The 13,655-nt window shown below is 41.5% G+C and carries 8 protein-coding genes; 1 reads left to right on the top strand and 7 read right to left on the bottom strand.

Annotated features, from left to right (window positions below):
• Positions 1 to 47: 47 nt before the first annotated feature.
• The gene (locus PENNN9_RS07020; protein WP_058368991.1) at positions 48 to 1,073 is read right to left on the bottom strand and encodes a D-cysteine desulfhydrase family protein; all 1,026 of its coding nucleotides are present in this window, start codon (positions 1,071 to 1,073) and stop codon (positions 48 to 50) included.
• Positions 1,074 to 1,587: 514 nt separating this feature from the next.
• Between PENNN9_RS07020 and PENNN9_RS07015 the strand changes: the two genes are divergently transcribed.
• Positions 1,588 to 2,634: an alpha/beta hydrolase gene (locus PENNN9_RS07015; protein ID WP_058368990.1), complete on the top strand. Its 1,047-nt coding sequence runs from the start codon at positions 1,588 to 1,590 to the stop codon at positions 2,632 to 2,634.
• Between the two features lie 129 nt (positions 2,635 to 2,763).
• Here PENNN9_RS07015 and PENNN9_RS07010 read toward each other — a convergent pair whose 3' ends face one another.
• The 6 genes from PENNN9_RS07010 to PENNN9_RS06985 all read right to left on the bottom strand — a co-directional run bounded on the left by PENNN9_RS07010 (position 2,764) and on the right by PENNN9_RS06985 (position 13,102).
• The gene (locus PENNN9_RS07010) at positions 2,764 to 5,289 is read right to left on the bottom strand and encodes a DUF3141 domain-containing protein (RefSeq protein WP_058368989.1); all 2,526 of its coding nucleotides are present in this window, start codon (positions 5,287 to 5,289) and stop codon (positions 2,764 to 2,766) included.
• Between the two features lie 84 nt (positions 5,290 to 5,373).
• Complete coding sequence (gene phaC, locus PENNN9_RS07005; RefSeq protein ID WP_058368988.1) at positions 5,374 to 7,524, bottom strand: class I poly(R)-hydroxyalkanoic acid synthase; 2,151 nt, start codon at positions 7,522 to 7,524, stop codon at positions 5,374 to 5,376.
• 271 nt (positions 7,525 to 7,795) lie between these two features.
• Positions 7,796 to 8,497 (bottom strand): phasin family protein, encoded by a 702-nt coding sequence (locus PENNN9_RS07000; protein ID WP_058368987.1) that lies wholly within the window; start codon positions 8,495 to 8,497, stop codon positions 7,796 to 7,798.
• 128 nt (positions 8,498 to 8,625) lie between these two features.
• A complete protein-coding gene (gene phbB / locus PENNN9_RS06995) occupies positions 8,626 to 9,387 on the bottom strand; it encodes an acetoacetyl-CoA reductase (protein WP_058368986.1) in 762 nt (253 codons plus the stop codon).
• 380 nt (positions 9,388 to 9,767) lie between these two features.
• Positions 9,768 to 12,707: a tyrosinase family protein gene (locus tag PENNN9_RS06990; protein WP_058368985.1), complete on the bottom strand. Its 2,940-nt coding sequence runs from the start codon at positions 12,705 to 12,707 to the stop codon at positions 9,768 to 9,770.
• A gap of 125 nt (positions 12,708 to 12,832) precedes the next feature.
• Complete coding sequence (locus PENNN9_RS06985; protein ID WP_058368984.1) at positions 12,833 to 13,102, bottom strand: hypothetical protein; 270 nt, start codon at positions 13,100 to 13,102, stop codon at positions 12,833 to 12,835.
• Between the last annotated feature and the right edge of the window lie 553 nt (positions 13,103 to 13,655).

The following is a 13,655-nucleotide window of genomic DNA, read 5'->3' as shown; positions in this document are numbered from 1 at the left end:
ATAATCTTTGGATAGCCTTTTTTTTAAGTATTTTAAACGTAGTTTTGTTAGCGTTTTTGAGTGACATCCAAGTCGCGTTTTTGAGTGACATCCAAGTCGCTTGAATAAGCAAATAAGGCAGGTGCACCGCCCGTATGCCAAAATAAAACACGATCGGTTTTTTTAATTTGGCCCGTACGAATCATATCTATGAGTCCGCCCATCGCACGACCCGTATAAACCGGATCTAATAATATTCCTTCTGTTTGCGCAGTCATCTCAATGGCTTCATTTTCGAGTGTGCCAACCACACCATAACCCTCGCCAACATAATCAGAATTAAGCATCAAATCGGACTCTGAAAATTTGTAATCTGCGTTGATGAGTTTTGCTGTACTGTTAGCAAGTGCGACAGTATATTGATCAAAAGGCACTTTATCGGTTTCGCCCTTATCAATATTGATGCCGACAATCTGATAGGGTGAGTTGAAAATCTTGTTCCCAAGCATTAATCCTGCTTGTGTCCCTCCAGAGCTAGACGCAAAGACGATATGAGTAAATGTTTCGTTTATGCTTTCACGTTGCGATTCTAGCTCTTTAAAGGCTTCTACAAATGCTAAAGCACCTAGCTCGCTTGAGCCGCCATAAGGCACCACATAGACATTTTTACCTGCTTTAGTTAATTGCTCAACGATTTTGGGGATGTCTTCACCTTTACGGTTAACACCTGCCCAATGAATATGACAACCGAATATTTTATCTAGCAACAGATTGCCACTGACTTGCTCAGGCTCTTCTCCGCCCAATACTAAATGACATTCAAGACCCAAGCTTGCAGCCGCAGCGGCTGTCTGGCGACAATGGTTTGATTGGGCCGCACCTGCAGTAATGATTGTATCAGCACCTTTGGCAAGCGCATCACCGATGATAAACTCAAGCTTACGGGTTTTGTTACCACCCAATGCCAGACCTGTATTGTCATCTCTTTTCATAAAAATCTTGGGTCCATCAAGCGCTTTACTTAATCCTTTGAGCTCAATTAGTGGTGTCGGGAAGAAGCCTAACGACTCTCTCGCTATGTGGTTATATTCCATATTTTGTCCATTTTGTTATAGCGTTATTTTATTCGTATCTGTAATCAATATCACATCATTTTAATAGAAGACAAGAGTACAGGATAAAATCACTGTGTTGATTATCACAGGCTACTAATATGAAACTATCTAGTGTGCTTGACTATAAGCATGACAAAGCAACAAAAACGCTCCTAGTAGCATTGTGTGATTTTTAAGATGAATAAGCATTATAACGCTTTTGCTCTGAATTGATTAAACACGTGAACAAATTTAGCGAAACTTATTTATTCCAAAGTAGTACGGCCACAAGAACAGACAGCACATAGTTATATCGCTATTACAAATTTATAAAAGTTATATCGCTATTACAAATTTATAAAAACAACTTTGTAACACTATGGTAAGGTCGAAAAGTGAATAATTTGATGTCCTTACGTCTAATATTTTGGATTAAATCACTATTCTTGCGTTTGGGACTGAATGACTATTTATACCATTTATCTTATAGTATCATTCAATAAAAGGAATTTATATGAAGATCTTGCATACGCTTGCAACCAGCCTTGCTATTCTTGCAGTGCCTACTTTAAGTTTTGGTCAAGATATCTCAGCTCCTAATACGGATATTCCACTTGTTGTTTTAGAAAAGACCACGCAACAATTTATCGACAGCTTAAAGGGATCGACTCCCATTAATCAGCTGCCTTACGAAGAGGCGCGTCAAGTCTTGATTGATACCCAAACCAAGGGCGTCACGGCCATGCCACCAGCAGATGTCCAACAAGTTACTTTCCAAGTTGGTCGCGGGGATAAGTTTAAGGTCTATACTGTGCGCCCTAAAGGTACGAAAGACACAATGCTACCAGGCGTGGTCTACTTCCACGGCGGTGGCTGGGTTTTGGGTAATTTTACGACTCACGAAAGACTCATGCGTGATTTGGCAACTCAAACGAATGCAGTGATGGTCTTTGTCGAATACAGTCCTGCACCTGAGAAGAAACACCCTGTGCAGCTCAATCAGACTTATGCTGTACTCAAATATGTGTCAGAAAATGCGGCTAAGTTCGGTATTGATAGCAATCAGTTGGCTATAGCAGGTGACTCGGTAGGCGGTCAAATGGTGGCGGTCAATGCCGTACGCGCCAAAGCTGAAGGTCTGCCGCTTGATTCAATGGTTATGTTCTATCCTGTCACAACCGCAGACTTGACTAGCGAGTCTTACTCGTTGTTTAAAGATGGTCCATGGCTCAGTAAAGCAAGTATGCAGTGGTTTTGGGATGCCTATTTGCCCAAAGGTGTTGATAGCACAAACCCTAGAGTATCGCCACTGAACTACGATCAAAAGACACTTGCAAACTTGCCACCAGCACTTGTTATCACGGATGCTAACGATGTACTACGTGACGAAGGAGAAGCATTTGCGTCTAAACTAACGCTAGCAGGAGTCAAAACGCAAGGCACACGTTATAATTTTACGACGCACGACTTTGTCATGCTCAACCCTTATGCCCAGACACCAGCGACCACAGCAGCAATCACTGAGACCGCAAATTTTCTAAAAGATCATTTTACAAAATAACGATTACTACTGTAGATTAGCGATTAAGGGCGGGATTAAGTCCTGCCTTTTTTGTATGGCATCTAAACGCTTAAAAAACGAAAACCCCAAGTAAACCAATACTTGAGGCTTTCACTTTTATCTAAATCATTACTTAATATCAGCGTCCGTCAGATTTAACACCGCTTTAATATCTCTCATCATTGTTACCGTTTCAAAGTTCTTGTCCTCTAACTTATTACCAACCACATAGCAAACCAACTTAAAGGCCTCGATGCGCTTTGACTTTGCTTTTATTAGGGTGCTTAATGATTTGATAGAAGCATCTTCAGCAAAACGAACGATAAGCGTCTGAGTATGTATCATAGCCGCCAAATCAGCGTGCGATAACTGAGTAAATGGTTTTTGCTCAGTAAGCACTTCGGTCAAACGCATCAGCTGGTCACGGTCTATGTTATTATCAGCGACAATATTGCATAAGATCATCATGCGCACGACAGCTTCATTAAAGTCGCCTTCTGCGATTTTGGTCAGCGCCTCCTCTACCTTTGGTAATTCATGCAATTCATCTTTGTTCAAAAGACGACGTGAGCCTACAGATTTTCCGTATTCGCGAAACCAAGGCATGGACCAAATTCCAAAAAACACACTCTCTGTGTACCTACCTTGCCAATCTCGCCAAAAGTCTAGCGTCACTCTGACACTATCCATAAACATTTGCTCTACTTGCAAGAAAAGGTTGTCCTGCTGCATAGATTCGATGGCTGGCAGTTTCACTCTGGCATAACTATCAGAAGAATGGTGCGTTTTTTTGGCTTTTTTTGCAGGGACGAAGTCTTCGCTCTGCTGGTTATCAGTTGTACCAGCCATTGCTTTACTCAAATGACAAGTAGCTACTGCTAGTGGGTTTCTACTACTCCATATGCTTCTTTGAAGTCTCATTGGATGCATAGTACGAAGAAACTGAGCAGAAGTCTCATTACTCATAGCCTTTACTAATGGACGCAAATTATGCTCATAAGCTTGAGTCTGAGTCATAGAATACCGATGTACTGCCTTAAACAACTCTTCATCGGTTCGGTCGTCTCCTAGCGCTTGACTTAAATCTTTAAAAGTACGACGCTTTAGATCAACGGTAAAGGTTTTTTCTTGCCCCGATCCCTCGATACGGTCAATATCTAACTCATAGAGTCCAGGCGGTAAAACTTCAATCATATCCATGATTGAGGCAATACCTGTATGCTCATGATTGGCTATTTTGGAGCTTACAAAGATACCTAAATGGCCTACTTGCTCATGAATCATATAGATGATACGTTGACCGCAAACCTCGACATCTCGCTCATCACTATAAGCATCTAGAATCCACGATAATGCCTGAGGAGGAGGAGTAATATCGTCACCATGCGAGGCAAAAGCGATAATCGGTGCTTTGACATTACGCAGGTCAATATTTGTGCCTTTTTCTAACTGTGCGGTATTGCGAGCAAGGCGATTACCAACAAAGATATTTTCTACAATCCACTGAATCTCTTTGTCGTTCATTAAGAAAAAACCACCCCACCAACGCTCAAAATCAAGAAAGCGCTGACGGTTCGCCTCTGGGTTTTTGTACAGATCGTAGTATTTTCCTACATAGTTTCGATAAGGGGTCATTTTCTCAAAATTGTCGACCAATGCTGCCCCATCAAACACGCCATTATTTATATCAGCACTAAGCATGGATAGCCAAGTGCCACCGTTGACGCCTGCTTTGTAACGCATTGGGTTGACCCCAACCTCTCCGCTCCAAGCTGAGATAGGCGCACCGTTTAAGACGATAGGACCAGTAATGTCTGGATTGGTCGCGGCCAAGATGAGCGCCGCCCATCCACCCTGACAGTTACCAATGATTACTGGTTCTTCTGCATTTGGGTGTCTTTTTTCAACTTCACGGACGAACTTTCCTTCGGCGTAAGTAATATCGGCAATGGTTTGCGTTGGCTCTGGAAGACGCTTAAACGCCACAAAATATACAGGGTGGCCTTGGCTAAGGGCGACACCGACTTGACTTTCATGTTTAAAGCCGCCGATACCTGCCCCATGCCCAGCTCTAGGATCAATAATGATATAAGGGCGTTCATTATCATTGGTGACAATCCCTTCAGGTGGCTCTATTCTTAGTAAGACATAGTTGCACGGACGTTCAAACTTACTTGCATCCATGATCACTTGATAATCATAATCTAAGACTGGCGGGCAGCCAGCCAGCTCATGCTCAAGAAAAATATCGCCGCGCTCCTTGAGTACGTCGACTGTTTGTAAAAATCGTTTACTACTATCTGTGCTGTAGCTTAACCATTCTTGCCATAGTCTTTTTGGGTTAGACGTTTTTTGCCAACTTTTTATAATGGCATTTTTGTCTTGATTCAGTGTCTGTATGCTTTCTTGGATTCGTTGATGATTTTGTTGTAGATGCTTACAAGTAATCTCTATTAACAAACCAGCGCTATCTGTCCTATAAATATTTTGTAGGTTGAGCTCGTCTATAGTACTTTCATTTTTGTAAAACTGATGGTTTACCATCTCCTTAAAGTTTGGTAACAAACCTGTGGCTCTATGATGGGGATTACTACGACTTAACCATACTTCGGCTTTGTCTGGATTTTCAATATTTTCTTCGATAATGTCTGACATAGGTGGTTCCAATTTTGAGTTAACGTTAATGTTTTTTATATACTGCCACCATTGTTGATTGGATAAGGCTTAGGCTTACATTGATTAGGAATTAGTAGATCGTAAAGCCTCATCCGCCCTAACGTGTACATACTCTCCTGGTGCGTCAGATAGTACCTGCCATTCTTTACCTGTGTGCTGTACACCTGGTTGCCTGCTGTCTACTTCGCCTGCGCTGTGCTTGTCGATCCATTCTCCCCAATGCAGCCACCAGCTCTTATCGTGCTTTTCTGCTTTGGCATACCATTCATCAGGATCGGCGACATAATCTTTATGGGTGTAGAAGCCATATTTGCCTGTTGGTGGGTTGATAATACCAGCGATATGTCCTGACTCACCGAGTACAAAGGTCACATCACCGCCCAGCACTTGTGTAGACGCATAGCTTCCTTTCCATTTGGCGATATGATCTTGCAATGTCGCCACGACATAGGTTGGGGTAGTCACTTTTGACAAATCAATCTTCACACCGTCATATTCTAGTTCGCCTTTTTTAATCATCCTATTAGCCAGATAAAGCTCGCGTAGTACAAAGCTGTGCAATGCGGCCGTCACGTTGGTGGCATCAGAGTTCCAATATAAGAGATCAAAAGGAATTGGACGCTCCCCTTTTAGGTAATTTTGCACATAATAATTCCAATAAAGGCTATTTTCACGTAACAGACTAAAGGCGGCACCCATCAGACGTCCGTCAAATACCCCTTGCTGCTCTCCTTCTTGTTCAAGCGCACTCACCGTACGTTCATCAATAAATACGCCTAAGTCTCCAGGATCGCTAAAGTCAAATATCGTAGCCCAAAAAGTTGCACTGGCTATACGATCTGCCTGCTTATTTTCAGTTAACCAAGATAAAGTCAATGCCAGCAACATACCACCGATGCAATAACCGATGACATTGGCAGCTGACTCACCAGTAACCTCCTTAATGACATCTAAAGCAGTCAGCAACCCTTCGTGCATATAGTCTTTCATATCGACGTCTTTATAAGCCCGCGTTGGATTGGCCCACGACATCACAAATACACTATGGCCTTCATTGAGCGCCCAACGAATGTATGAGTTTTTCTCTTTTAGGTCCATGATATAAAATTTATTAATCCATGGCGGTACAATCAATAAAGGACGTTTATGAACTTTAGCTGTCGTTGGATTGTATTGTATCAACTCAAACAATCGGTTACGAAACACCACCTTACCTGCTGTCGTAGCGATGTTTTCACCAAGTTTGAAGGCATCGTGGTCCGTCATACGAATGCTCAGCATTTTGGAGCTTTTTTCCATATCTTCTGTTAGCTGCTTGAGTCCTCTTACTAGATTCTGCCCCTTTGACTCCATGGTCAAGCGCAGTATTTCAGGATTACTCCATAAGAAGTTACTTGGCGCCACTGCATTTAACCATTGACGAGTAAAAAATGATAAGCGCTGGCGAGTTTTTTCATCAACACCTTCAGTATTATCAATGGTATCCATCATGCCATTAGCGGTTAGCAGATAGCTTTGTTTTAAAAAGTCAAAAATAGGATTGTTGGTCCATTCTTCGTCTGTAAAGCGTTTATCGCCTTTTTCTGGGGTAACAAGAGGTTGTGTTTGGTCTTCTGACCCCTTCATCAGGGTGTTTTGATACAGCTGGAACTGTTGTTTCCACAGATTCATCTGTTGTTCGATTAATGCAGTAGGGCTTTTGTCTGCTACGCCTGTGCTAAACTTCTGCCATCCATCTATCATATTGAGCATCAAAGATTGGCTTATATTGTCATCTTGGCCGACTCGTTTTAACGTTTCGCTAAAAAACTTTTGGGACAACTCGTTAAGATCTCCCATGTCTTTATCAGCGCTCTGTTGGTTCTTATTTTTATCATCTTGCCGTGAGTCTGACTTTTGCGAATTAACGTTTCCAGTGGCATCTGGCATCATAAAATTGCCAAAATTATTGATTGAATTTTGCCACAGCTTCATGTTGGCTTCAAATGGGTTTGAAGCTTGATTAGACTGATCAAATAAAGATTGATTGAGTTGATTCACTTGGTTCAACTGATCTAAGTATTGTTGGCCAAAGCTACTAAAATTAAAGGCACTACTAGTGCTGTCTTGGTTATTTTGATTATTTCGACTGTCTTGTGTATTCGACTCGTGCGATGACTTACTTGCTTTGTCATCGGACTGCTGATGATCCTTATCGGACTTACGATTATCCATATCTCTACCTATTTTCCTATCTATGAACGATACTGGTTTTAAGCAACATTTGGCTTTAAATAATATATAGTTATAAAATATATCTAGTTTGTACGAAAATACAAGCACACTGACTTAACACAGCTAGTACAATAGAAAAAAGATGGGATAGAGTTCTCTAACCCACCTTTTATGTTTAATAATTACTCTAACCCACCTTTTATGTTTAATAATTACATGATATCTTATCAATAACAACCAATAAGATGTTTAAATTTATCAGTAATTACAATTACTTATTTGTTGATTTACCAGTACTGCTGTTACCAGTCTTTGCATTTGTCTTAGTATTGGAGTTTGTATTTGTATCAGCTTTGGCGTCTGATTTAGCATTTGCGCCAGTAGCAGTTTTTGCAGCTTTTGTGGCTTGCTCAGTAAACTGTTCAGCCATCTTATTCATGTTTGCCGCATACTCTTGGCCTGTCTTTGTAGCCTGACTAGCAGTTTTTTGCATGTTCTCTTGCATCTGCTCACTGGTCTGACCCTGAACTTCACTTAGGACTTTCATAACGTCATCATGCATATTACTGCCAAGCTCTGTCATGCGCTGAGCATCTGACAGCATTTTTTGACTGATGGTATTAAGCATCTCTGCTTGCTTACTGCTAAAGTCTTTGGCAGATTCTGGAGAATCTATTTCAGAAACTTGACGCATATTCTCTAGACCCATTTCTGCGTAGGTCTTAATAGTGCTAAGTGAAAACTCAGTCATCATTTCAGCATTTTTTAAAAAAGCTTGGTTAAGCTTGGTCCAAGGCTCAAACATTTTCTGTGCACTTTCATTGAACTGATTGACATAATCTTGCGGGGTCTGCTGTGACATATCATTACTCCTTGTATCGAATGATTGGTTTAGCTTTGTCCAAGGCTCGAACATTTTCTTTGCATTTTCGTTGAACTGGTTCATATAATCTTGCGGGGTCTGTTGTGACATGTTGTTGCTCCGTATATTGACGGTTGAGAGTGGGTCATAAGTATTAAACGTTAAGAAAACATTATAATGTTATTAAGTTTGTCGCTTTATTGAGTAATGTAACAAACACGGCTTATTTAACAATAGAACTAAGACATATATTGACCACCATTTACTGATATGGTTTCACCTGTGACAAATATGGCATCCTCACTGATAAGATACATACAAGCAGCTGCGATTTCTTTTGCACTAGCCAAACGACTCATTGGGATGGTTTCTTTAATTTTATCCATAATATGCTCAGGCACGCTTTCTACCATAGGTGTATATGTATAACCAGGAGCGACAACGTTGGCTGTCACTGATGAAGAAGCCCCCTCATATGCTAGCGCCTTAGTAAATCCAATAATGCCTGCTTTGGCAGCTGAATAGTTCGTCTGCCCATACTGACCACGTAAGCCATTTATCGAGCTGATATTGACGATGCGGCCGGTTTTTTGTTCTAGCATTTTGACGAAAACTGGATGGACAATAGTATAAAGAGACGTCAAGTTAGTCTCTATTACTTGCTGCCACTGCGCAAAGCTCATTTTTTTGAAACTACTATCACGAGTGATACCTGCTCCATTTATCAAAGCATAAATGCTATCGTACTTATCGATTGTCTGTTGAATCGCCGCCATCGCGGTTTCATGATTACTCAAATCAACAGCCAAAAACTCAAAGTTATTTGAATCAAACCCATTATCTTCACACCACTTTTTTGTACGCTCAGGATCTTCTTGACTCAAGGTCGCAATAACATGATAGCCACTAGTCACTAATTTCTCACAAATAGCCGTACCGATTCCACCAAGCGCCCCTGTTACTAAAGCAACTTTCTTGTCCGAAACATCTGACTTTGACATAAAAAACTTCCTTGTATTATTGAGGAGTAATTATTAATGACCAATGAGTGCACAGTCGTATTCTTTTATTAGAATATAACACAGTTATTTCATAGTAGTTATTCCATGTTGGTAATAAACCATTGTTATTTGTAGGGATTTGTTATTAAAGAAGGTTTGAATGTTTTAAATATAAGAAGAAAGCCAGGGTACTTGAATATTTACTAAAGTAGTGGTACCAGATAGTTGTCTAAATCTAGACACTTTTTTAAATAAAGCTATAGAAGCTTCTGAAATAGAAATTTCTAAAGAGCATTTATACGTTAAATGCAAAGCCAAAGGCACGAAGTTTATCGTCCCTTTGGCTTTTTGTACGTTCATCTTGCTATACGTCCACAAGCTTACGGCTTATTTTTTATATTTCTAAGCCACTTTACTATGAGGTTTGGGTTTTTAACAAACGCGACCAAGGCATCGGTCAATTCTTTATTGTTAGTAACCTCTGGTCGTAACTTTGATAGACGGTTATCTGCACAAACTTTTTTAAGGCATTCGCTCACCTCTTCGGCATCAATCTTTTGTCGTTTGAGAAAGCTGCGAATACTATCTTTCTCTAGCAAACACATAAGCAGATGGCAGAGTTTTTGATCATATCCATCCGTGTTACTGCTTGGGAATGGATCATCACCGCCTATCCAGACAGAAGCGCTTAAGAGCTGCTCCCTTGTAAAGGGGTTGTTTTGTATTGATTGACCTTTCGCCAAAACCCGCACCTTATAGACACCGGCTGACCCTGCATTGAATGCGACATTGAAAACACCAGGCTCAACCTCCGATAGGGTTAGGTTGATTTTAGTGCCGTTAGGTCTCTCCAACTCAGCTTGGATAGACGCACCATTATCCAGTGGGCGTTCGTACTGAGTCAATTGAGCTGATAGAGTTATCATGCCGCCTGGTTCTCGGGTAGCCTGCTCAAGCTGCGCTCTAAGGCGTAGATCAGAACTAGAATGCACATTAAAAGAATAGCGTAGCCCGTGTGTTTTGACCTCATCAAATTTTTCACGGTCGTTTTCAAGGCTGGCTAAATATTTAGCGAATACTTTTTCATTCAGATTAAGGACTGCATGCCATTGACCTTCACGTTCTTCGAAACCTGCAACAGCGGTCGGCAAAGTCATGCGATAAAACTGCACAAGTTCACTTGCTGAAAACGCTAACTCAACAGAAGCTTTGGCAATGCTTGGGTCGATAATTTTGCCACTCGGAGTTTCAAGCACATAGTCAAAAACTTCTGGTAGAACGTCTCCCGTCAACAAGATTGCATCCACTGTGATATCTGCTTCGTTAAGATCAAATGGTATGCGTATCTCGCGGTCAGGTTGAATCCAACCCTCGGGATCCATCACTACCTCTGTATTTTTAACCCCTGACAGTATCTGCAAGAAATACTTTTGAAGCGTAAAGTAATCATTGGAGTCCAACGTGCCAGTCATCAAAACGTAACCGTCCGCACTACCAGTTAGTGCAATCAAAGCAGCAGGCTCAATTTGTAGTGCCGTTCCTAAGCCAATGCCAAAGACACTGTCATTAATGATGCCAATATCCAATTCGTCAATGTAAGGCGATCGGTTTTCGCGACCATCTGTTAGCACCACTATGGCGGTATGAGTATAGCTGCCAGGTGTCAAATCATCCAACTGGCTACTGGCCAACTCAATTCCACTACCAATAGACGTCGAACCGCCAGGTGATGGTTGATCCGTGATGGCTTCATTCGCAGCTATACGCCCAGAGCCAGTCCCTACTGCGCCCGCAACCGCAATCGGAGTCCCTAGAGTCGCATCATTGTCGAAATACACCACACCAATGCCGTCCTCGTCGCCTAATAGATCGACGAATACAGGTGCGCTGTCTTTAAGCACTTCAATACGTAACCGACCATCGCCTGCGTCCCAAGCCATACTACCAGATTTATCCAACACCAAAACGGTAGCGACCGTTGGTTTGGGGATAGTCGTGGCAGATAAACTGATGAGCCATGTCTGCCCAGTTTGCACACAGCTAACTTCCGCGGTTTCTGGACCTGAGCTACCAACACTGGTAGCCGTGTACGAAAACCAAACCTGCGCTACATTGGTATTGTCTCTATTAACGACGACCCTATCACCGTCAGGCGTTCCAAACCCTGTACCCGTTGGGCCGGACGTGATAGTAAAGATTAGCTCTCTACAGAAACTGTTGTCAGGACTGGGAGGACTTATGTCAAAAGTTGCAGCCCGCACCGCTGTACTACCTACAGGTGTGGCATTAAACACTAACGTCGTGTTAGTCGGTGTCACTATAGGCGGCGTATCTGTATCATATGAGTATCCCATAGCGTGGTGATCCAACGTCTCAGATACCAGCGTACCCAAGCCAAAGAGTGTGTCGCTCAAGCGGTGACCCTCGAGATCATCGCTTGCTGTGTCTCCAGGTACATAAGGCACTGTTGGATGCAGCGCTTGCCAATCAGCCCACAGTTTATCCACAAAGCAATGATGTAGAAAGAAGACCGGGTCATTGGGTGAGGTGGGAGGCAGCATAGAACCAGTTATCCATTCATGGACGAGGTTATGGGTATTTCCGGGCGGAGGTGTTTTGCCATTGACAGGTATGCGTCCTTCATTCGCGCTACGATAACCCTCTGTGCTCGTTGCATCGAAATTACCGCTGTCATAAATGGAGATCTGCTGAATTTCATCAATGTCAGCTTGAGTGGGCAAGTCCGGAGTGTTAGGACGAGAGCCAAAATTTCGTACTAACCCAAAATGCATACCCGATGAGTCGGTATTATTTCCGAATATATCAATGATATTCCAACTGTTATTTATGTCTGAAGCATCATAAGCAAACGGACCGCTTTGAACAAAGTTACCCGTACCAGACCCATTGCCGCCCATAAGATCATTGGCCCAGACGGCCGCATTCATAGGATCTGCCGCGTCTGACGCCCAGTCCCAATACGGCAATGTTACTCCAGGTACTAATCTGTCCAAGTCTAGCTCAAACTGGCGTATAAACGCACGGTGCCACGGCAAAAATGCTGGACCGCGATGCGCTCCATTTCGTACCCCATCATTTACCCCCCAACCTCCTGGTGTTCCTGTTCGCGCGACGACATAGTGGTCAAGTACATACTTATCATAGGTGTTGGTGATGTTAGAATATCTGGTACGTACGTGTTCTGGATCGTTTGGATCGTCGACGTACACGTACTCTTCGGCTTTCATAAGTTTAATAGCATTAATGAAAGCAGCCTTTTCCTCTGTCGTCAGAGAATTCACGTTTTTTCTACAAGTCATGAGTGACAATTCCTTTATTAGATGCTTGGAATTAGATGCTTGGAATTAGATGCTTGAAATGAATTACTAGGAGCAAAGGTCCAGGCATTGTGAATTAGAATAAACCGTGTATATAAGATTGCTTGTTATCTGAAATCCGGTGTGTTATCAATCACGTCTTGTACCAACTCAACCAGCGATGAGTATGAAGAATATGGTAATAAACCGGACTCAAATGCTCCATCACGGAACTCTAAGACTCTAAACGCTTTGTTATCTACTTCAACCTTTAATACCTGTAAAATCTCTTGGCTTTTATCAGAAATTGGCAGTTTAGAAAAGGTAATTTTTCGTCCTTTATACTCTATGGATTTGGGATACTTCTCGTCTGGAGTATGTTTGTTATTTTCAATCATCTTGATGTCTCCATGAGCCAGATACTTAGTAGATTGTTTGGTTTAGCCTTGCATTGCGGCAGACATCACAACTGAAAGTCAGCAGCACGAGCAGATGTAGGAATGATTACCAAACACATAAAATAAATGTACTAATGCTTGGAAATTATCCATTACATCAATGGTTTATCACTTTTACCTATACACAGTCTAATTCAAGTTGTCAAACCCATGAGATTCTATCTACAGAGATTTTGATTAGCATTCTGACGATAAAATCCCTTCCTATTTGATTTGATTTTTTAAAATTTGCAGCAGAAAAAGAGGGTCAAACACTTAATTCCCAGCCTTCGGATAGTTATAAGGTTGCATTAATATGTTAGGAATTATTGTTAGTTAAACTAAACCCAAATTAGTTATTATGTATATTCATAATTACAAATATACTTAATAACTAAATTTTCTTTTACTAGGATTTTTTATAATCCTCTTTAAATGTTATTTTTAGAAGTGCTTATAAACTAAATTTTCTTTTACTAGGATTTTTTATAATCCTCTTTAAATGTTATTTTTA

Origin of the sequence: Psychrobacter sp. ENNN9_III, from assembly GCF_001462175.1 — a bacterium.
Classification (GTDB): Bacteria; Pseudomonadota; Gammaproteobacteria; order Pseudomonadales; family Moraxellaceae; genus Psychrobacter.
The sequence above is the reverse complement of the archived record's forward strand: the minus strand, read 5'-3'. Positions and strand labels throughout refer to the sequence as shown.

Bases quoted from the DNA above. Each gene is read 5' to 3' on its own strand.
- PENNN9_RS06990 (WP_058368985.1), bottom strand. From the start codon at position 12,707: ATGACTTGTAGAAAAAACGTGAATTCTCTGACGACAGAGGAAAAGGCT.
- phaC (WP_058368988.1), bottom strand. From the start codon at position 7,524: ATGGATAATCGTAAGTCCGATAAGGATCATCAGCAGTCCGATGACAAA.
- PENNN9_RS07010 (WP_058368989.1), bottom strand. From the start codon at position 5,289: ATGTCAGACATTATCGAAGAAAATATTGAAAATCCAGACAAAGCCGAA.
- phbB (WP_058368986.1), bottom strand. From the start codon at position 9,387: ATGTCAAAGTCAGATGTTTCGGACAAGAAAGTTGCTTTAGTAACAGGG.
- PENNN9_RS07015 (WP_058368990.1), top strand. From the start codon at position 1,588: ATGAAGATCTTGCATACGCTTGCAACCAGCCTTGCTATTCTTGCAGTG.
- PENNN9_RS06985 (WP_058368984.1), bottom strand. From the start codon at position 13,102: ATGATTGAAAATAACAAACATACTCCAGACGAGAAGTATCCCAAATCC.
- PENNN9_RS07020 (WP_058368991.1), bottom strand. From the start codon at position 1,073: ATGGAATATAACCACATAGCGAGAGAGTCGTTAGGCTTCTTCCCGACA.
- PENNN9_RS07000 (WP_058368987.1), bottom strand. From the start codon at position 8,497: ATGTCACAACAGACCCCGCAAGATTATATGAACCAGTTCAACGAAAAT.